The 18,860-nt window shown below is 71.0% G+C and carries 18 protein-coding genes; 9 read left to right on the top strand and 9 right to left on the bottom strand.

Annotation, left to right across the window (positions count from 1 at the left end; all coding sequences use genetic code 11):
* Window positions 1-60: 60 nt before the first annotated feature.
* From RS86_RS05635 to RS86_RS05615, 5 genes are all read right to left on the bottom strand, one after another.
* On the bottom strand, window positions 61-1,170 hold the full coding sequence (locus RS86_RS05635) for an ABC transporter permease (RefSeq protein WP_045271225.1): 1,110 nt from the start codon (window positions 1,168-1,170) through the stop codon (window positions 61-63).
* On the bottom strand, window positions 1,167-2,051 hold the full coding sequence (locus RS86_RS05630) for an ABC transporter ATP-binding protein (protein ID WP_045271256.1): 885 nt from the start codon (window positions 2,049-2,051) through the stop codon (window positions 1,167-1,169). Before RS86_RS05630 ends, RS86_RS05635 begins: the two co-directional genes overlap by 4 nt.
* A 456-nt stretch (window positions 2,052-2,507) precedes the next feature.
* Window positions 2,508-3,725 (bottom strand): benzoate/H(+) symporter BenE family transporter, encoded by a 1,218-nt coding sequence (locus tag RS86_RS05625; RefSeq protein ID WP_045271224.1) that lies wholly within the window; start codon window positions 3,723-3,725, stop codon window positions 2,508-2,510.
* A 65-nt stretch (window positions 3,726-3,790) separates the two neighbouring features.
* Window positions 3,791-4,510 (bottom strand): response regulator, encoded by a 720-nt coding sequence (locus RS86_RS05620; RefSeq protein WP_082076594.1) that lies wholly within the window; start codon window positions 4,508-4,510, stop codon window positions 3,791-3,793.
* On the bottom strand, window positions 4,507-5,805 hold the full coding sequence (locus RS86_RS05615) for a sensor histidine kinase (RefSeq protein ID WP_045271223.1): 1,299 nt from the start codon (window positions 5,803-5,805) through the stop codon (window positions 4,507-4,509). The genes RS86_RS05620 and RS86_RS05615 overlap by 4 nt, the downstream gene beginning before the upstream one ends.
* Before the next feature lie 64 nt (window positions 5,806-5,869).
* Between RS86_RS05615 and RS86_RS05610 the strand changes: the two genes are divergently transcribed.
* The 8 genes from RS86_RS05610 to RS86_RS05575 all read left to right on the top strand — a co-directional run bounded on the left by RS86_RS05610 (window position 5,870) and on the right by RS86_RS05575 (window position 13,597).
* Window positions 5,870-7,033 carry an MFS transporter gene (locus RS86_RS05610; protein WP_235281630.1) on the top strand — a complete coding sequence of 388 codons (1,164 nt, stop codon included), beginning with the start codon at window positions 5,870-5,872 and terminating at the stop codon, window positions 7,031-7,033.
* A gap of 97 nt (window positions 7,034-7,130) precedes the next feature.
* Window positions 7,131-7,586, top strand: coding sequence for a VOC family protein (locus RS86_RS05605; protein ID WP_045271221.1), 456 nt, complete (start codon window positions 7,131-7,133; stop codon window positions 7,584-7,586).
* Window positions 7,587-7,604: 18 nt separating this feature from the next.
* Window positions 7,605-8,285, top strand: coding sequence for a winged helix-turn-helix transcriptional regulator (locus tag RS86_RS05600; protein ID WP_045271220.1), 681 nt, complete (start codon window positions 7,605-7,607; stop codon window positions 8,283-8,285).
* A 76-nt stretch (window positions 8,286-8,361) separates the two neighbouring features.
* Complete coding sequence (locus RS86_RS05595; protein WP_045271219.1) at window positions 8,362-8,979, top strand: dihydrofolate reductase family protein; 618 nt, start codon at window positions 8,362-8,364, stop codon at window positions 8,977-8,979.
* Window positions 8,980-9,289: 310 nt separating this feature from the next.
* Window positions 9,290-10,990 carry an MSCRAMM family protein gene (locus RS86_RS05590; RefSeq protein ID WP_045271218.1) on the top strand — a complete coding sequence of 567 codons (1,701 nt, stop codon included), beginning with the start codon at window positions 9,290-9,292 and terminating at the stop codon, window positions 10,988-10,990.
* A 161-nt stretch (window positions 10,991-11,151) separates the two neighbouring features.
* Entirely contained in the window at window positions 11,152-11,433 is a 282-nt protein-coding gene (locus tag RS86_RS05585; RefSeq protein WP_045271217.1) for a hypothetical protein, read from the top strand.
* Complete coding sequence (locus tag RS86_RS05580) at window positions 11,433-12,746, top strand: C2 family cysteine protease (RefSeq protein WP_045271216.1); 1,314 nt, start codon at window positions 11,433-11,435, stop codon at window positions 12,744-12,746. The genes RS86_RS05585 and RS86_RS05580 overlap by 1 nt, the downstream gene beginning before the upstream one ends.
* A gap of 89 nt (window positions 12,747-12,835) precedes the next feature.
* Window positions 12,836-13,597: a hypothetical protein gene (locus RS86_RS05575; RefSeq protein WP_152642089.1), complete on the top strand. Its 762-nt coding sequence runs from the start codon at window positions 12,836-12,838 to the stop codon at window positions 13,595-13,597.
* A gap of 5 nt (window positions 13,598-13,602) precedes the next feature.
* Here the strand turns inward: RS86_RS05575 and RS86_RS05570 are convergent, their stop codons facing one another.
* Both RS86_RS05570 and RS86_RS05565 read right to left on the bottom strand, forming a co-directional pair.
* On the bottom strand, window positions 13,603-14,496 hold the full coding sequence (locus tag RS86_RS05570) for a Cof-type HAD-IIB family hydrolase (protein WP_235281629.1): 894 nt from the start codon (window positions 14,494-14,496) through the stop codon (window positions 13,603-13,605).
* A gap of 64 nt (window positions 14,497-14,560) precedes the next feature.
* The gene (locus RS86_RS05565; protein ID WP_045271214.1) at window positions 14,561-15,406 is read right to left on the bottom strand and encodes an exodeoxyribonuclease III; all 846 of its coding nucleotides are present in this window, start codon (window positions 15,404-15,406) and stop codon (window positions 14,561-14,563) included.
* 167 nt (window positions 15,407-15,573) lie between these two features.
* Between RS86_RS05565 and RS86_RS05560 the strand changes: the two genes are divergently transcribed.
* Window positions 15,574-16,101 (top strand): DUF6611 family protein, encoded by a 528-nt coding sequence (locus RS86_RS05560; protein WP_045271213.1) that lies wholly within the window; start codon window positions 15,574-15,576, stop codon window positions 16,099-16,101.
* A 90-nt stretch (window positions 16,102-16,191) separates the two neighbouring features.
* Here the strand turns inward: RS86_RS05560 and RS86_RS05555 are convergent, their stop codons facing one another.
* Window positions 16,192-18,372, bottom strand: coding sequence for a malate synthase G (locus RS86_RS05555; RefSeq protein ID WP_045271212.1), 2,181 nt, complete (start codon window positions 18,370-18,372; stop codon window positions 16,192-16,194).
* The gene (locus RS86_RS05550; protein ID WP_045271211.1) at window positions 18,369-18,800 is read right to left on the bottom strand and encodes a GlcG/HbpS family heme-binding protein; all 432 of its coding nucleotides are present in this window, start codon (window positions 18,798-18,800) and stop codon (window positions 18,369-18,371) included. The genes RS86_RS05555 and RS86_RS05550 overlap by 4 nt, the downstream gene beginning before the upstream one ends.
* Between the last annotated feature and the right edge of the window lie 60 nt (window positions 18,801-18,860).

Raw genomic sequence — 18,860 nt, 5'->3', positions numbered from 1 at the left:
ACTCGGCCCGGCCCGACCCGGCCCACCCGGCTCGGCCCGGCCCGACCCGATGCGAGCGCCTCAGCGTCCGGCGAGCGCCTCGGACAGCTTCACGCGCGCCCCCATGCGCAGCAGGGAGTTCTCGTAGATCTTCGCCGCCACGAGGATCGCGGCCACGCAGGCGGCGAGCAGGATCGCCAGCGACGCCAGCGGCTCCCACCACTGCGCCTCGCCGACGAACAACCGCACCGGCATCGCGACCGGGGCGGAGAACGGGATGTACGAGAGGATCGTCATCACGACGGGGTTGTCGTTGAAGATGATCACGAGGATGTACGGCGCCATCACGAGCATCGTGATCGGCATGGTCGTGGATCCGATGTCCTCCTGGCGCGACACGAGGGACGCGGCCGCGGCGAACAGCGAGGCCAGCAGCACGAAGCCGAACAGGAAGAACACCGCGAACCACACGAGCGGCGATCCGAGCCCCTGCAGCACGCCGTTCTGTCCGGTCACGATGAGCCCGACCACGGCGATCGCCGCGAGCAGCAGGATCTGCGCCATCGCGAGCACCGTGTTGCCGATGACCTTGCCCGCCAGCAGCACGCGGGCGGGGATCGCGGCGAGCAGCAGCTCGACCACGCGAGTGGACTTCTCCTCGACGACGCTCTGCGCCATGGTCGCGCCGAAGGTCGAGGCGGCCATCAGGAAGACCACGCCGAAGCCGATCGCGACGAGGTAGCGCAGCAGAGGATTGGTCGTGTCCGGTTCGAGGATCGTGACCTTCGGCGTCTTGGCCAGCAGGCTCTGCAGGCTGTTCGGCGCGCTCTTCAGCGCCACGATCTCGTAGCCGAACGCGCTGTCGCCGGATGCAGGGATCAGCGCCGCCTCGACCGTACCCTCGCGGACCAGCTTCTCCGCAGCAGTCGCGTCGGCGACCTCGGTCGGTGCGAGCCCCGGCAGGCCCTGCACGGCCTGGGCGGTCTCCGAGGTCACCGCGATCTTCGTCTCCGACGTGTTCTTGCTCATGAACCCGCCGATGAGCACGCCGGCGAGGGCGATGAGCAGCAGGATGCCGGTGGAGATCAGGAACGCCTTGCTTCGCAGCTTGGATGCGATCTCGCGCTCGGCGACGAGGAAGATCCCGCTCGACGCGGAGAGCGCGCCGGTCTGAGTGGTCGGGGTGCTCACTGGATGACCTCCTTGAAGATCTGGGCGAGGGACGGATGCTGCGGGGCGAAGGAGTGCACGGCGCCGTGTCCTAGGGCGGTGCGCAGCACCCGCTGCGCGTCTTCGGGGGTGGCGGCGTCGAAGACCGCGGTCCCTCGTTCGAAGTCGACGACCGTGATGCCCGGCTCGGAGCGGATCCATCCGGCGTCGGCGTCCGAGACCAGCTCGTAGCGCGGTGCGGAGTGCTGCGCGCGCAACTGCTCGCGGGAGCCGGAGGCGCGGATCGTGCCGCCCGCGATGATGACGAGGTCGTCGCAGAGCCGCTCGACGACGTCGAGCTGGTGGGAGGAGAACAGGATCGCGGCACCCTGCGCGGCGCGCGCCTGCAGCACGCCGGCGACGACGTCGACCGCGAGCGGATCCAGTCCGGAGAACGGTTCGTCGAGGATGAGCACCTCGGGGTCGTGCACGAGCGCGGCGGCGATCTGCGCGCGCTGCTGGTTGCCGAGGGAGAGGGACTCGATCGAGTCGTGCAGCCGCTCGCCGAGTCCGAGCTCGGCCAGCAGCGCCTCGCCGCGGGCCGTCGCCTCGGACTTGCCGAACCCGTGCAGCCGCGCGAGGTACGCGACCTGCTCGAGCACCTTCATCTTGGGGTACAGGCCGCGCTCCTCCGGCATGTATCCGAAGTGGCGCCGGTCGGTGGCCGCGACGTCGTGCCCGCCGAGGCGCACGGTGCCGCCGTCGGAGCCGAGCACCCCCAGCACGATCCGCATCGTGGTGGTCTTGCCGGCGCCGTTGCCGCCGACGAAGCCCGTGAGCCGGCCCGGCTCGACGCGGAACGAGACGTCGTCGAGCACGCGCCGTGCGCCGTAGCTCTTGGTGAGGCCCTCGAGTTCGAGCAGCCCCGTGGTCGTGGTGCGGGTGAGCACTGTGGTCATGGCTCCACGGTATTCAGCGCCGCCGCCCCCGGCATCCCCCCTACGGCGGATCCGGTGTCGCTTCCGCGCGGCGGATCCGGCAGACGTCCGTCCCCCGGGGGAGCCGCCCGCCATCTTCGGGTCGTCCCCGTCAGCGGAGTCTCTGGAGTGCGCTGACGGGGACGACTCAACTTGGGGGTGCTCCATCGATCGGGTCGTCCCTCTCAGCGGAGGCTATGGCGTGCGCCCACGGGGACGACTCGGAGAAGGGGGCGGTCCGGGATGGGGCGGGCCGCCCCTTTCCGTCGTCCCTCTCAGCGGAGGCTATTGCGTGCGCTGGCAGGGACGACTCGGAGACGGGGTGCCCCACCTATCGAGTCGTCCCTCTCAGCGGAGGCTATGGCGTGCGCCCACGGGGACGACTCGGAAGTAGGGAGTGGGTCAGCGACGACCGAGGTGCAGGACGGCGCGGACGAGCAGGCCGGCGAGAAGCGCCCAGAACGCGGCGCTGACGCCCCAGAACGCCATGCCGGATGCGGCGACGAGGAACGTCACCACGGCGGGGGTGCGCTCGCCGGGGTCGTCGATCGCCTGCTGCACGGCGGATCCGAACGCGCCGAAAAGCGCGAGGCCGGCGACGGCCGGGATCACCGCGACGGGGGCGAGCACCACGAGCGCGGCGAACGCGGCGGAGAACGCGCCCAGCACCAGGTACGACGCCCCGGTCGAGACGCCGGCGATCCAGCGGCGTTTCGGATCCGGCTCCGCGTCGGGGGCGGCGGCGAGGGCCGCGCTGATCGCGGCGAGGTTGATCGCGTGTCCGCCGACGGAGGCGCCGAGGGCGCTTCCGATGCCGGTCGCGAGCATGGCCGGACGCCACGGCACCTCGTAGCCGAAGCTGCGCATCACCGCCACGCCGGGCACGTTCTGCGACGCCATCGTCACGATGAACAGCGGCAGGGCGATGCCGACGAGTGCCCCGACGGTGAACGTCGGCATCGTGAACTCGAGGTGCGGCAGCAGCGCGGCCGGATCCAGGACGGTTCCGGAACCCGTCGGAGAGCTGCGGGTCACGATCCCGATCACGATGACCACCGTCGCCGCGAGGAACGCCAGCGGTACCGCCCAGCGGGGCGCGAGCCGGGCGAACACCAGCCAGGTCAGGATCACAGGGATCACCGCCCACGGGTTCTTGCTGAGCCCGGTGATCGGGGCGAGGCACAGCGGCAGCAGCACGCCCGCGAGCATGGCCTGCGCGATCGACGGCGGGATCGCGGCGATGAGGGATCCGAGTTGCGGCACGAGCGCCGTGAGCAGGATGAGACCGGCGACGATCAGGAAGGCGCCGACGGCGGCGGGCCAGCCTCCCTCGATCGAGCCCGAGGCGGCGAGCAGCGCCGCGCCCGGCGTCGACCAGGCGGAGGTGATGGGCATGCGATAGCGCCAGGCCAGCACGAGGCCGGCGACGCCCATCGTGAGGCAGAGCGCGAGCAGTCCGCTGGCGGCCTGGGCGTGGGTCGCGCCGACCGCGGCGAGGCCGGTGAGCACCACCGCGAACGAGCTCGTGAACCCGACGAGCGCCGTGACGACCCCGGCCATGATCGGCCGGGACGGCGACGTGCGAGGGCGGGGCGCCGGGGGGCTCGCGGTTTCGGACATGGGGAGAGGCTAGCGGGGCGCGGGCATGCCGGCCCACTCTGCAGGACGGCACCGCCCGCGCGCGACTACGCCAGGCCCAGCCGGTGCGCCAGCACCACCGCCTGCACGCGGTCGCGGGCGCCGAGCTTCTGCAGGATGCGCGACACATGCGTCTTCACGGTCGCCTCGCCGATGAACAGCTCCGCCGCGATCTCGGCGTTGCTCCAGGCCTCGGCGACCAGCCGCAGCACCTCGGCCTCACGGTCGGTGAGCGGCTCAGGCAGCGCCGCACTCGGCAGTGCGGTGGATCCGATCGCCGTGGTCGAGTGCCGCTCGGAGGCCGGGACCTCGGCCGTCCCGGCCGCCCCGGCCGTCCGCGCCGCGAACCGCTGCAGCACCCGGCGGGTCACCTCGGGCGCGAGCATGCCGTCGCCGGCGGCCAGGGCGCGAACGGCCGCGACGAGCTCCTCGGGACCGGCGTTCTTCAGCAGGAAGCCGCTCGCGCCGGCGTCCAGCGCGTCGAACAGGTAGTCGTCGCGGTCGAAGGTCGTCACGATCGCGATCGACGCGTGGATCCGCCCGTCGGCCCTGATCCGCCTGGTCGCTTCGAGCCCGTCCATGTCGGGCATCTGCACATCCATCGTGATCACGTCGGGCAGCACGGATCCGGCGAGATCCACGGCCTCGGATCCGGTGCCGGCCTCGCCGACGACTTCGATGTCGGGCTGCAGATCGAGGATCGTGCGGAACCCCGCCCGGAGCATGGCGTGGTCGTCGACGATCAGCACGCGGGTCGGAGCGCTCACTTCGTCTTCCTCCGGCCGCTCAGCGCACCGCGTGCCGACTCCACCACGGCGCCGTCGGCGGGCGTCGCGGCCACGGGCAGCGTCGCCCGCACCCGGAATCCGCCGGCCGGACGGGCCACGAGCTCGATCGACCCGCCGGACGCGGTCGCCCGCTCGCGCATGCCGAGCTGGCCGAGGCCGGGGCGGAGCCCCGTGACCACCCGCCCCGTGTTCACGACCTCGAGCTCGACGGAGCCCTGCTCGTAGCGGATCCTCACATCCGCGACGGCGTCGGGGCCGGCGTGACGGCGGGCGTTCGTGAGCGACTCCTGGGCGATCCGGTAGAGGTTGACCGCGGTCACGCGTGGCACCGGTACGGCCTCGCCGACCACCTGCAGTCGCGTGGGCAGGCCCGCCGCGGTCGACGCCGCGGCGAGCTCGGCGATGTCGTCGATCCCGACGGTCGAGGAGCCGTCGTCGCTGTCGCCGGGGGCGCGCAGCGTGTCGAGGAGCTGATGGAAGTCGCGGATGGCGTCGCGGGCCGACGCCTCGATGCCGGTGACGATCGCGGTGGCGGCCTGCGGATCCTGCGGGATCATCATGCGCGCGGCGCCCGCCTGCACGCCCATGACCGAGACATGGTGCGCGACCACGTCGTGCAGTTCGCGAGCGATGCGCACGCGGTCCAGCGCGACGGCCTGGGCGGCGCTGAGCGCCCGTTCGTGCTCGAGCTCTGCGGTGCGCTGTTCGAGTGCCGCGCGCTGACGGGCGGCGGCCCAGCTGCGCTCGCCGAAATAGTAGGCGCCGCCGAAGTACAGCACGTTCAGCAGCACCTGCAGCATGAGGAACGCCACGAGCGGGGAGAACATCCCGGCCACGACATCCGCCTTGTGCGCCTGATCGATCGCCTGCCGGTACATCTCGATGACGAGCCACACGGCCATCACCACGATGATCCCCGCGCGCACCAGGAACGCACGGCGGCGCGCGTTCATCCAGGCGCCCACCGTGTAGAGGCCGATGAACATCGCGATGTTGCCGGCGTAGATCTCGGGGACGTGCAGCGAGGTCGCCACCACGAAGGCGAGCGACACCACGACCGCGACCGCGGCGGGCCATCTCCTCCGCACCGCCAGCGCCGCGGAGATGACGACGACGTACGGGATCGCGGTCCACAGCTCGGCCTGCGCCGTGCCGTAGACCTTCGCGATCGACGACAGGGCGGCGCTCAGGATCCCGCCCACGAGCACGACGCCGGCCAGGAGCACGTCCTGCCGCAGTTCGCGCGAGGTCGGGGTGCGGGTGAACGGCGGCATCCCTCCACCGTAGGGCGGGCGCCGCGGGAGGGCATCCCCCGCACGGCGGATGGGACACTGGAGCGTGCCCTCGCCGCGCCCGCATCTCGCCCCGCTGTACCTCGCCGGATTCACGACCGCCTTCGGCGCGCACGGGATCGCCGCCGCCCTCGGTGCGGAGACCGAGGACATCGGCTGGACGCTGCTCGCATTCGGCTTCACCCTCGCGCTGTACGACCTCGCCGAGGTGCTGCTGAAGCCCGTGTTCGGCGCTCTCAGCGACCGGATCGGTGTGCGCCCGGTCATCGTCGCGGGGCTGCTCGCGTTCGCCGGGTTCTCCGTCGTGGGCGCGCTCGTGCCGGGCACCCTCGGGCTCATCGTGGCGCGGTTCGGCCAGGGCGCGGCGGCCTCGGCGTTCTCCCCTGCCTCGTCGGCCGCGGTCGCACGGCTCGCGGACCCCGCTTCGCTCGGCCGGTATTTCGGACGCTACGGATCCTGGAAGGGCCTCGGCTACGCGCTCGGTCCGCTGGTCGGCGCCGGACTGGTCGTCTGGGCCGGCCTGCCCGCCCTGTTCTGGGCGCTCGCCGCGGTGGCACTGGTCGCCGCCGCGTGGGTGCGGTTCGGCGTGCCGGTGGTTCCCGTGCTGCCCCGCAAGCGCGTGACGGTCGCGGACCTCGCTCGCGAGCTCGCGGCGCCCGGATTCCTCGTGCCGACCCTGGTGCTGGCGGCCACGACCGGCGGCCTCGCGGTCGCCGTGGGCTTCCTCCCTCTGCTCGGCCGGGAGAGCGGCATCGGCACGGTCGGAAGCATGGCACTCGTCACGGTGCTGGCCGTCGTCAGCAGCATCGTGCAGCCCTTCGCCGGGTCCCTGCACGACCGCGGCCGCCTTCCGGTACGGCTCGGTGCCGTCGGCGGGCTGGCGCTGCTGGCGGGCGGGATCCTGGTCGCGGGGTTGTGGTCCGAGCTGCCCACGCTGCTGGTCGCCGCCGTTCTCATCGGCGCAGGGGTAGGCCTCGCCACGCCGGTGGCGTTCTCGCACCTGGCCGCATCCACTCCGCCGGAGCGGATGGGGCGCACGATGGGATCCGCGGAGCTGGGTCGAGAGCTGGGGGACGCCGGAGGACCTCTCGTCGCCGGGGCCGTGGCGACCGCGACGCTCCCTGGTGTGGGGCTCGTCGTCGTGGCGGGGCTCACCGCCGGCGCCGGAGTGCTCGCCGTCTGGGGGCTGAGAGCGCCGCGGCGGGGCTGAATCGAAGGTGCCATCGCTTGCTCTTGACAAGCTTGCTTGTTAAAAGCAAGCTAATGGCAACGGGCCCGACGGAGGACCCACCGACAGAGGAGTCAGCATGACGAACGTCTTCATCAGCCTGCCCGTCACCGACCTCGAGCGCACCAAGGCCTTCTATACGGCGCTCGGCTGCGCGATCAACCCGGAGATGTCCGACGAGAACGGGGTCTGCGTCGTCTGGGACGACAACGTCTACTTCATGATGATCACGCGAGAGTTCTTCGCGACCTTCACCGAGAAGCCGATCGTGGATCCGAAGGTCTCGCTGCAGACGTCCGCGTCGTTCGCCCTCGACTCCCGGGAGGAGGTCGATGCCGCGATCGCCAAGGGGCTCGCCGCGGGCGGCACCGAGCCCCAGCCCGCGCAGGACTACGGATTCATGTACTCGCGCGACCTGGACGACCCCGACGGCAACTCGCTCGGATTCCTCTACATGGTGCCGGCGGGAGAGCAGGGGGCCGAGGCGCCGGTCGCCGCGGCGCCGGTCGCCACGGCGAGCGACGTGACCTCCTGATGCCGGGCAGGGCATGACATGGCCGCACGAAGCTACGGCCAGTACTGCGGCGTCACCACGGCCGTCGAGCTGATCGGCGAGCGCTGGGCGCTGCTCATCGTGCGCGATCTGCTCGTCGGACCACGCCGCTACACAGATCTCAAGGTGGGGCTTCCGCGCATCCCGACGAACATCCTGTCCACCCGGCTCAAGGAGCTGCAGGAGGGCGGAGTCGTACGCCGGGTGCCGCTGCACGGATGCGGACTCGTCTACGAGCTCACGCCGTACGGCCGCGCGCTCGAACCGGTGATGCTGGCGCTCGGGCGCTGGGGCTTCCAGTCCATGGGCGACCCGGACGAGGGCGATGTCGTCACGCCCGACTCGCTCACGATGGCGCTGCGCACCGCGTTCCGCGCCGAGCGCGCTACGCCGCTGGATGTGGAGCTGCACGTCGGCGACGTCGCACTGCGGGCGATCGTCCACGACGGCGTGCTCGCGGTCGTGCAGCTCGCCCCGCCCGCTCCGCCGGTCGGCGGAGCGGTGCCCCCCGGCGACCCGGAGGCGGTCATCGTCGCCGGTCCCGGCATCCGGCACCTCATCGCCGGGGACGTCACTCCGGCGGAGGCGATCGCCCAGGATCTGGTCGCGGTCGTCCGCGGCGACGAGCGGATCCTGAACGACTTCGCCCAGACCTTCCACATCGCCCCCCTCGCGGCGTAGCGTCGCCCGAGGGAGCAGGCACAGTCAACCGTCGGTCCCTGAGCCTGTCGAAGGGCCCGACCACGAAGGAGCACAAATGACCGGACGCATCATCATCGACCTGTTCACGACGCTCGACGGCGTGGCCCAGGCCCCGGGAGGGCCGGAGGAGGACACGAGCGACGGCTTCCGCTTCGGCGGCTGGCAGGCGACGCTGCCGAGCGAGGCCGTCATGCGCAGCGTGACCGAGGGCATGGAGACCCTCGACGCACTGCTGCTGGGGCGGCGCACCTATGACATCTTCGCCGGCTACTGGCCGGAGCACACCACCGGACCGGAGGGCTTCATCGGGGAGCTGTTCAACCGTGTGCCGAAGTACGTGGCGTCCCGCGACGCCGGGATCGAGCTCGACTGGCAGGGCAGCAGCAGGGTCGGAGATGACCTGCCCGCGGAGATCGCCGCGATGCGCGAGAACCACCGGGACGTGCACGTGATCGGGAGCGTCGACTTCGTGCAGACCCTGCTCGCCGAGCAGCTCTACGACGAGCTGCAGCTGTGGGTGTACCCGATCGTGCTCGGCCAGGGCAAGAAGGTGTTCCCCGACGGCGCCCGCCCCGCGAACATGCAGCTCGTCCACGCCGAATCGGGCGACGGCAGCACGCTGCTGCTGCGCTACGCGCCACTGCCGGGGGAGCCCGCCACCGGCACGATGTGAGGACGAGCGCCGACGCCATGCGCGGGCGGTGCACCGTGTCGGATTCGTGACCGGAATATCGCGGATCCGCCTAGCTGGCGGAGCGCCACGAAACTACAGTCATCCGTAACGCGTGGGGACGTTGACCCGAACAGTCGCACTCTGGGGGTGCGGCTGTTCCCATGCCCGCATCAGGTGGCAGGAATTCCCTCTTTCCTGAGAGAACCCTATGCCGATAGATTGCATCGATGCCTGGTTCCTCCAGGCTCCGGCCCGACCCGATGGAGGGCGGCCGCTGACCCGATGGGGGGGGAACAGGATGTCTACAGGCGTGTCCGGACGCCGCGGCTGGAAGGGCGCGCTCACCGCGCTGCTCGCCGCGGCACTGATGTTCACCGGAGTGGGGGTGGCGAATGCCGACCCGACGCCCGGGACGGGTTCCGTCAGCGGGACCGTGACCCGCGCCGCGGATGGACAGCCGGCGGCGGGAGTGCTGGTGCACGTGGTGCTGCAGGACTTCAGCGCGGGCGAGTCGGCGACGACCGCTTCCGACGGGACCTTCTCCGTCGACGGGCTCACACCGGGGACCTACCTCGTGTCGTTCGCTCAGGGCTCGAGCGACTACGTCATGCAGTGGTGGGGTGGCACGAGGAGCTCCGCTGCCTCCACCCCGGTGGAGGTCGTGGCGGATCAGGCCGTCACGGGTGTCGATGTCGCTCTGGTCTCTGCAGGTTCGATCAGCGGCGTCGTGACGCGGGCGGCGGACGGATCCCCCCTCGCCGGCATCCAAGTGAGCGCCAGCAGTTTGGCCAACGGTCAGTACATGGCGACGACGGACGACGCGGGCACGTACCGCCTGTCGGGTATGGCGCCCGGGGCGTACCAGCTCCGATTCACCGATCCGGCCGGTCTGCTGCTGCCGCAATACCGGCAGGCGGCGGTGCAGGCGGACTACGGGACGACCGGCATGGATGCGGCTCTGGCAGCCGGCGCGACGATCAGCGGTCACGTTCTCGCGGCGTCGGACGGGAGTCCCGTGAGTGGCTCCGTGACCGCGAGCGGTTCCGCAGGGTGGTTCTCCGCCTCGATCGAAAGCGACGGCTCGTACAGCCTGCAGGTCGCTGAGGGCACCTACGCCGTGCAGTTCCGGCCGTACGGCGAGAGCCTGCTCACGGAGTACTGGCAGAACGCGGCGACCATTGCGGATGCGACGCCGGTGACCGTCAGTTCCGGTCACGACGCGACCGGCGTGGATGCCGACCTCGACCAGGCCCTGTTCATCCGGGGCACGGTCAGCCTCGATGGGGTGCCGGGACTCGGTAGTGGCCCGGAGCCCAGCATCGCGATCGTCGCCTCGGCGGGCGGGAAACAGGTCGGCATGGGTTACGCGCACCAGGACGGCAGCTACAGCATCAAGGTCCCTGCCGGCAGCTACACCCTCGTGGCTCAGGGCGCCGAGCTCCAGGAGCACACTTACGCACGGCAGTACTATTCGCACGCGACCTCCGAGGCCGAATCGACTCCGGTCGTCCTCGGAGCGAGCGATGTCACCGGAATCGACTTCGATCTGGCGTCGATCCCTGCCGTCGTCTCGCTTTCCAGCACGTCGGCGCGGCCGGGGGACACCCTCACCGTGAGCGGATCCGGCTTCGTGCCGGGGGAGCCCGTCAGCATCGTGCTGCACTCCACGCCCGTGGAGTTGGCCTCCGTCAAGGCCGACGAGAGCGGGGCTGTGGTCACGACGGTCACTCTTCCGACTGACACCGCTGCGGGCACTCACGAGATCACGCTCACGGGGGCCTACTCATTCGTCGCCGGGAGTGTGTCCCTCACCGTGCCCGGGCCAGGCGGACCTGCGACGGATCCCGGCAGCGCGGGGCAGGGCTCAGGCTCGACCCCGGCATCCGCATCCGGATTCGGCACCGCGCAGCTCGCGGCGACCGGTGCGGAGATCCCTAGCGCGACGCTGCTGCTCGGCGCGCTGATGCTGCTCCTCGGCGTCGCCGTGATCCGCATCCGCCGCAGGGCCTGACACCGGGTCACGGGCAGGGCAGCTGCCCGCCCGTGACCGGACGGGCCCGCGCTGTCGGCGGCGGGCTCGTCGACATCCGCCGTGCGATGGGGAGCTCTCCCCATCGCACGGCGTCGTCGCGTTCGGTAGGTTCGATCCCGACAGAGACGCAGGGGGGCTGCATGACTGCGGACAAGGTCGTCATCGACTACGACATGCTGGACGGTGTGCGCGGGTCGATCGCTGCGATCATCGCCGAGCTGAAGGACGCGCCGGAGCGCAGCCATGACGCGGCCGGTGCGATCGACCAGCCATTCGAGCAGGCGCAGCTCCAGGCGCTCGCGGCAGAGTTCCGCGGATCCTGGGAGCCGAAACGTGAGGACCTGATCGCGTCGCTCGAGGACGTCTCTCGGCGCATCGGGGACGTCATCGACTCATACCTCGGCCTGGACAGGTGGTTCTGATGGGGGGAAAGGTCGAGCCGGGGACCGCGGGCGTCGCGCTCGGCACCGGGCAGCAGATCCGGTCGATGGTGGGTGAGCCCGACGTCGTGCACAAGGCGGGGCAGAAGATGGCCGACTACGGGCATCTGATGGCGCAGGTCGGCGGGCAGCTGCTCGCCATCCAAGAGGCTGAGATGGCGCAGTGGCGGTTCGCTGGCGAGGCAGCGGACACGCTGCGCGCGAACGTCTCCGACGTCGCCCAGATGCTCGCCATCGCCAGCGCCCTGTATGCGCCGATCGGGCAGGCGCTGTCCGGTTATGGGTCGGGGACGAGCGCGGACCAGACGGAGCTCGACAAGCTGGCGCAGATCTGCCAGGAGCAGTGGGCGGCGCATGAGCAGCTGGTCGCCGCGTACAAGGCACTCCCCGCCCCGTCACCCGGCGAACCGGACTACGAGCAGAAGCAGCAGGAGCGCACCGACGCGGAGAACGCCGCGATGGACGCGGGGAGCTCCTGGTCCCGCAGCTCGGCGCAGTGGAACAACGCCTATGTCGAGTGGTTCGGGCGCTACACCGCCGCGGTGGCGAGCCTCTCCGATCCTCAGCTAGAGACGATCCGCAAGGGAGAGCTGCCACCGGTCGCCGCCCTCACGCTGTTCCCGAACGGCGAGCCCGAGCCGACCGACGTCGATCAGGGCGGTGCCGGCGACTGCTATCTGCTGTCGGTGCTGGCGGGCATCGCGAAGGGCGACCCGGACCGGATCAAGGATCTGATCACCGCGAACCCGGACGGCACGTACACGGTTCATTTCAAGGACGGCGACATCACGGTGCGCGGCGATCAGCTGCCGGACGATGGTCAGGCGGATTGGGTGCGCGTGATCGAAGGCGCGTACCAGGTCCACGAGGGAAGCTTCGAGGAGTTCGACAACGGCGGCGACCCCGCGGCCGTGATGAAGGCCATCTACGGCGGGGACGTCGACTACAAGGACAACAAGGGCGGCCCTTTCGACTGGCTGACCGGCGGCAACGACATCGACGACAGCGGCGACCAGATCAAGGACGCCCTCTCGCACGGACGTCCCGTGGTGGCGATCGCCTCGGACGGTGCGCTCGGCTTCGAGGGAGGCGGTCACGCCCTCACCGTGACGCGGGCCTATGACAAGGACGGCGTGGCGATGGTGCAGATCCGCAATCCGTGGGGCAGCAACAGCCAGCACGAGGGCGCCATCCGTGACGCCGGTGGCATTTTGCGCGACCCGGACGACGGCTATTTCACGATGACGTTCGCGGACTTCGCGAAGGCTTTCACCGCCGTGGAGATCCAGAAATGACGCGCGGGCACATCGTGCGCACCGGCGCGGTCGTCATCGTCGCGAGCCTTCTGCTCACCGCGTGCAGCGCACATCCTGAGGAGGAAACCATGCGCACTTCGTCCACTCCCTCGCCGACCGCGGCGGCGGATCCGAACCCGCAGGAGCCGGTCGCGGAGCTGCTCGCGGAAGCCGATCTCGTCGTCGTCGGGAAGGTCGACTCCGTCGACGTCGCCATCGACGCGGATCAACCGCGTCCGCGCCAGGCGCAGACCGCCACCGTGACGGTGGATCAGGTGCTGAAGGGCGAAACGGCCACGACGATCACGGTGACGAAGCCGGCCGGCACCTGGTATTTCCTCACTGACGCGACGGAGAAGTCGTACGACGCCAAATGGGCGGGGGTGTTCACACTGCGCAAGAACGGCACAGGCTATGAGCTGTTCGGGAACACCGGTGTTCAGGACGACGCCGGGGCGCTGCCGGCGTTCCAGCGCGTGCTCGCAGGGCGACCAGAGCGAGTGCCCGCGGCGACCGAGGCGCAGGTGAAGGACTGGGCTGCGCAGGCCGACACCATCGTGTTCGCGACCGCTCGCGGCGCATCCGATCACGTGACGCTGCGCACACCGCGAACCGACTTCTCGACATCGGCCACCCTCACGCCGATCGAAGTGCTGAAGGGGACGATGGCGGCGCCGATGCAGGTCGTGCAAGGGCCGCAGCCCGAGACGGTCGGCGGCACGTGGGCATTCCCCGTGACCGAGTCGGGCGAGGACGGGATCTACTTCATCGACACCTCCAGCGGCACGCCGACGGTGCTCAACACGACCAGGCCCAGCCAGATCAACGAGAATCGGATCCCGCGGGGCTGACGGCGTCAGCCCGCGAGCACCCGCTCCAGCACGAGCGCGACGCCGTCCTCGGCGTTCGAGGGGGCGACCTCGTCCGCGGCGGCGAGGGCTTCGGGCTCGGCGTTCGCCATCGCGACGCCCCGGCCCGCCCAGCGCAGCATCTCGACGTCGTTGAGGGCGTCGCCGAACGCGAGGACCTCGCTGCGGTCGATGCCGAGCCTGTCGCACAGGTGCGCGAGCCCGGTGGCCTTGGTGACGCCCTCAGCCATGACCTCGACGAACGGCGCGCCGGACAACGTGGCCTCGAAGCCGCTCTGGTCCAGGGCGCCCAGAGCGTCGAAGATCTCGGCAGGGGTGACGACGGCGTGCCGAATCACGAGCTTCAGACTCGGCGCGGCCAGCACCTCGGTGAGCGGGACCGCGCCCATCGACGCCGGATCGCGCTTGTGGTCGCCGTGCGTCGCGACCTCGGCATAGCCCGCCTGGGCGACGAAGACCTCACCGGCCTCGCGCACGCTCGCGAACAGCAGCCCGTCGATCCGCGCGCCCAGCTCGTGCGCGATCCGCCGCTGCACCGGCACGGCGATCTCCGTGGCGAACAGCTGCTCGTGCGTGTCCAGGTGGACGCCGTACGCCCCGTTGCCGCACAGCGCCCAGCCGTCGAAACCGGCCTCCGCGGCGACCGCGCGCAGGCCGATCGGCTGCCGTGCGGTCACCGGCACCACGACGATCCCGGCGGCGCGGGCGGCATCGAGGACGGCGCGGGTGCGCGCGCTCACGCGGCTCGCGGGATCCAGCAGGGTGCCGTCGAGATCCGTCGCGATCAGGCGGATCCGGGATCCGGACGTCTCCGGGGCAGCGGATCCCGGATGCGGACCCGCCGAGTGCACGGGATCCTGCCGCGTGTACGGTTTGTTCACGCCTGCATCCGGTGTGCTCGACAGGTTCCCGTGCACTCGGCGAGAGGCCCCGCGATCGTGCTCATCAGGCGAAGATCATCGGCATGTCGCCGTCGTCCTCTGCACCACCCAGGTCGAGGTCGACGACCACCGGCACGTGGTCGCTGGGCTGCTCGCCCTTGCGCTCCTCGCGATGGATCGAGGCGCCCTTGACGGCATCGGCGAGGGCCGAGGAACCGAGAACGAAGTCGATCCGGATGCCCTCGTTGCGCGGGAACTTGAGCCGCTGGTAGTCCCAGTACGTGTAGCCCTCGGGCAGCAGTGGCCGCACGACGTCCTGCACGCCCGCCGACTCCAGGGCGAAGAACGCCGCCCGCTCCTCGGGGGAGACGTGCGTGGAGCGTCCGACGACGATGTCCGGATCCCCGTTGTCGTGGTCGAAAGGGATGATGTTGAAGTCCCCGACGAGCGCGAGGGGCAGGCCGGGGGCGGCGGCGAGCTCGGCCGCGGTCGAGGTGCGCAGCGCGTCGAGCCAGTGCAGCTTGTACGCGAGGTGCGGGTCGTCGAGCGAGCGGCCGTTGGGCACGTACAGGCTCCAGACGCGGACGCCGTTCACGATCGCGCCGAGCGCCCTGGCCTCGAGCGGCGCATCGGGGCCCTCGTGGCCCTTGGCGAAGCCCGGCATGCCGTCGAAGGACGTGCGCACGTCGGTCATCGGCTCACGGCTGGCGATCGCGACGCCGTTCCACTGGTTCAGTCCGTGCACCTCGACGTGGTAGCCGGCCTCCTCGAACGGTGCGTACGGGAACTGCTCCGGCTTGCACTTGATCTCCTGCATCGCGAGCACGTCGATGTCCTCGCGCACGGCGAACTCGACGGTGCGGGCGACGCGGGTGCGGATGGAGTTGACGTTCCAGGTGGCCAGGCGCATGGATCCAGCCTACGGGCGGGCGGGGACATCCCCGGTCGCGGGTGGCGTGCGCCGCCGCCCGCCCGCCCGGACCCGCGCCGTACGGGAAGCGCAGGGATCCGGGCCGCACCCGTTTGCGTTCCGTAGGGACCGGGCCGGGGCTGCGGACAGCGGCGCAGGGTGGATCCATGGTCATGGAACAGCGGTTCACGCCCTCGGAGCACCGGCATCCGGCGGCGGTCGCGCGCCGGCCCCGCCCGCACTGGGGCCATCTGTCGCGCTCGGTCAGCCGGTACGGCGTCGTTTCCAGCGAGCTCGTCATCTACTCGCCGGACGCGTCGGAGAGCGACCGGCGCTGGGCGGAGCTGTCCCGCATGTTCGGCACGGTCGTCGCCGGGGGAGCGCTGCTCACCTGGATCGGGTTCGCGGCCGCGGGCGTCTCCCCGCTGATCGCGCTCCTGACGATCGCGGCGATCGCGATCGCAGCCGGGATCGTCCTGGCGCGGAGCACCCGCGCCGTGCGGCACGGCGCGGCGAGGGTCGCGTCGTGCACTTCGGGACTCCGGCCCGACACCGCGGATCGCGAGGCGCAGCGCCGCCTCGACGCGCTCGCCGACGCCATGCAGCAGGCGAGCGAGGACTATCGCGCCGGCGCGATGGATCCGGAGCGCTTCCTGCAGGTCTGGCGCGCGACCTACGCCCACGCCCAGGCCTGACGCCCCTCTCTGAGCGCCCCCATCACCGAGTCGTCCCCATGAGCGCACCCCATAGGGTCCGCTCATGGGGACGACTCGGAAGTAGGAGGGTCAGACGCGGGCGAGCTGCTCGGCCTTCTTCTCGCGGCGCAGGCCGTGCAGCAGCGGCTCGGTGTAGCCGCTCGGCTGCGCGGCGCCCTCGGTGATGAGGCGTCGGGCGGCGGTGAACGCGATGCCCGGGGCGGATCCCTCCGCGAATGCGAGCGGCTCGTAGTTCGCGTCGCCCGCGTTCTGCGCGTCGACGACCACGGTCAGGCGGCGCAGACTGTCGTCGATCTGCGCCTCGGTGATCACGCCGTGCTGCAGCCAGTTGGCCAGTAGCTGGCTCGAGATGCGCAGCGTGGCGCGGTCCTCCATGAGGCCGACGTCATGGATGTCCGGCACCTTCGAGACGCCGATGCCCTGGTCGATCCAGCGCACCACGTAGCCGAGGATCGACTGCACGTTGTTGTCCACCTCGGTCGCGACGATCTCGGGCGTCAGCGCGCCCTCGGGGGCGAGCGGCGGCACCAGCAGGCGATCCAGCGCCTCGTCCGAGACCGCAGGCAGCGCAGCCCGCGCGGCGAACGCGTCGACCTGGTGGTAGTGCAGGGCGTGCAGGGTCGCGGCGGTGGGCGACGGCACCCATGCAGTCGAGGCTCCCGCGCGCGGGTGCGCGATCTTCTTCTCGAGCATGTCGTGCATGAGGTCGGGCTCCGCCCACATGCCCTTGCCGATCTGGGCGCGTCCGCTGAGGCCGCTCGCGACGCCGATCGCGACGTTGCGGTCCTCGTACGCCTGCATGAACGGCTGCGCCTTGATCCCGGCCTTCGGCAGGAACGGGCCGGCGTGCAGCGAGGTGTGGATCTCGTCGCCCGTGCGGTCGAGGAATCCCGTGTTGATGAAGACCACGCGGTCGCTCGCGGCGGCGATCGACGCGGCGAGGTTCGCCGAGGTGCGGCGCTCCTCGTCCATGATGCCGACCTTCATGGTGCCCGCGGGCAGGCCAAGGAGCTGCTCGACGCGGCCGAACAACTCGGCGGTGAACGCGACCTCCTCCGGCCCGTGCATCTTCGGCTTCACGATGTACATGGATCCGGAGCGCGAGTTGGTGCCCTTGTTCGCGCCCTCGAGCTCTGGCAGGGATCCGAGCGCCGTCATGATCGCGTCGAGGATGCCCTCGAACACCTCGTCGCCGTGGCGGTCCAGCACCGCGGGGGTGCGCATGAGGTGGCCGACGTTGCGGACGAACAGCACGGCACGGCCCGGGAGGGCGATCTCGCCGCCGTCGGCCGTGCGGTACACGCGGTCCGCGGCCAGCGAGCGGGTGAACGTCTTGCCGCCCTTGGTGACGGACTCGGTGAGGGTGCCGTCCATGAAGCCGCGCCAGTTGCGGTATCCGAGCGCCTTGTCGTCGCCGTCGACCGCGGCGACCGAGTCCTCAAGGTCGAGGATCGCGGTGAGCGCGGACTCGAGGATGATGTCCTGCACGCCCGCCGCGTCGGTGCGGCCGATGGCCCCGGTGCGGTCCACCAGGATCTCGGCGTGGAGGCCGTTCTGCACGAGCAGCACAGTGGCCGGCGACTCGGCGCCGCCCGTGTAGCCGACGAAGCGCGCCGGATCCGCCAGACGGCGGTCGCCGGTCGCGGTCGAGACGACGAGGCCGTCGCCGTCGACACGGTAGCCCGTGGCATCGCGGTGCGAGCCCTCGGCCAGCGGAGCGATCTCGTCGAGCAGCTCGCGCCCGAAGGAGACGACGGCGGCGGCGCGGGCCGGGTTGAACTCGGAGCCGGGGGCGAGCTCGCCCGTGCGCTCGATCGCGTCGGTGCCGTAGAGCGCGTCGTACAGCGATCCCCAGCGGGCGTTCGCGGCGTTCAGGGCGAAGCGGGCGTTCAGCAGCGGGACGACGAGCTGGGGGCCCGCCATCGTGGCGATCTCGGGGTCGACGTTCTCGGTGGTCACCGAGACCTGCTGCGGAACCGGGACCAGGTAGCCGATCTCGGTGAGGAAGGCGCGGTAGGCAGCAGGGTCCGGCTGCCCGGGGTTCTGGCGGTGGAACTCGTCGATCTGCTGCTGCAGCTCATCGCGCCGGGCGAGCAGCGCGGCGTTGCGCGGCACCAGGTCGTGCACGATCTCGCTCACGCCCGCCCAGAACGCCGTGGCGTCGCGACCGGAATCGGCAAGCGACGCTTCAGCGAACTCGACGATCGGCGCGGCGACCGACAGGTCTGCGCGGGAGAGGTACGAGGTCATGGTTCCATTCCTTCTGTGCGGGCGCCGAGGCGCTTGAGGGTCTCCAGGGCGATCTCCGCGTCGAGCGCGGGAGGGCCTCCGGCGATGCCGAGGCCGCCGACGTGATGCTCGCCGAAGAAGATCGGCACGCCCCCGTCGATCGTGGTCATGGTGCCGCCCGTGCCGAGGGGCAGCGCCGCGGAGAGCGCCTCGGCGATCTGGCCGGTGCGGCGGCGGATCGACGCGCTGCTCTTCGCCTTGCGCTGCGACGTGTCGGCGCTGTGCGGGGTCGAGCCGTCGGCCATGCCGTAGGCGATGAGCGTCATCGACGGATCCGCGACGGAGGCCACGGTGGGCAGGCCGCGTTCTGCGCCGATCTCGAGGGCGAGGGCCACGGCGCGGGCGGCCGTCTCGTACGTGATCGTGACGGTCTGTCGGTGCGTGGACATCGGCGTCTCCCTCGGCGTGATTTATCTCGATGTCGAGATTACCTTCGCGAGGAGATTACC

It is taken from the genome of Microbacterium azadirachtae (genome assembly GCF_000956505.1).
Taxonomy (GTDB): domain Bacteria; phylum Actinomycetota; class Actinomycetes; order Actinomycetales; family Microbacteriaceae; genus Microbacterium; species Microbacterium azadirachtae_A.
Note: the sequence above shows the minus strand (reverse complement) of the source record. Positions and strands in the feature narration are given on the sequence as shown.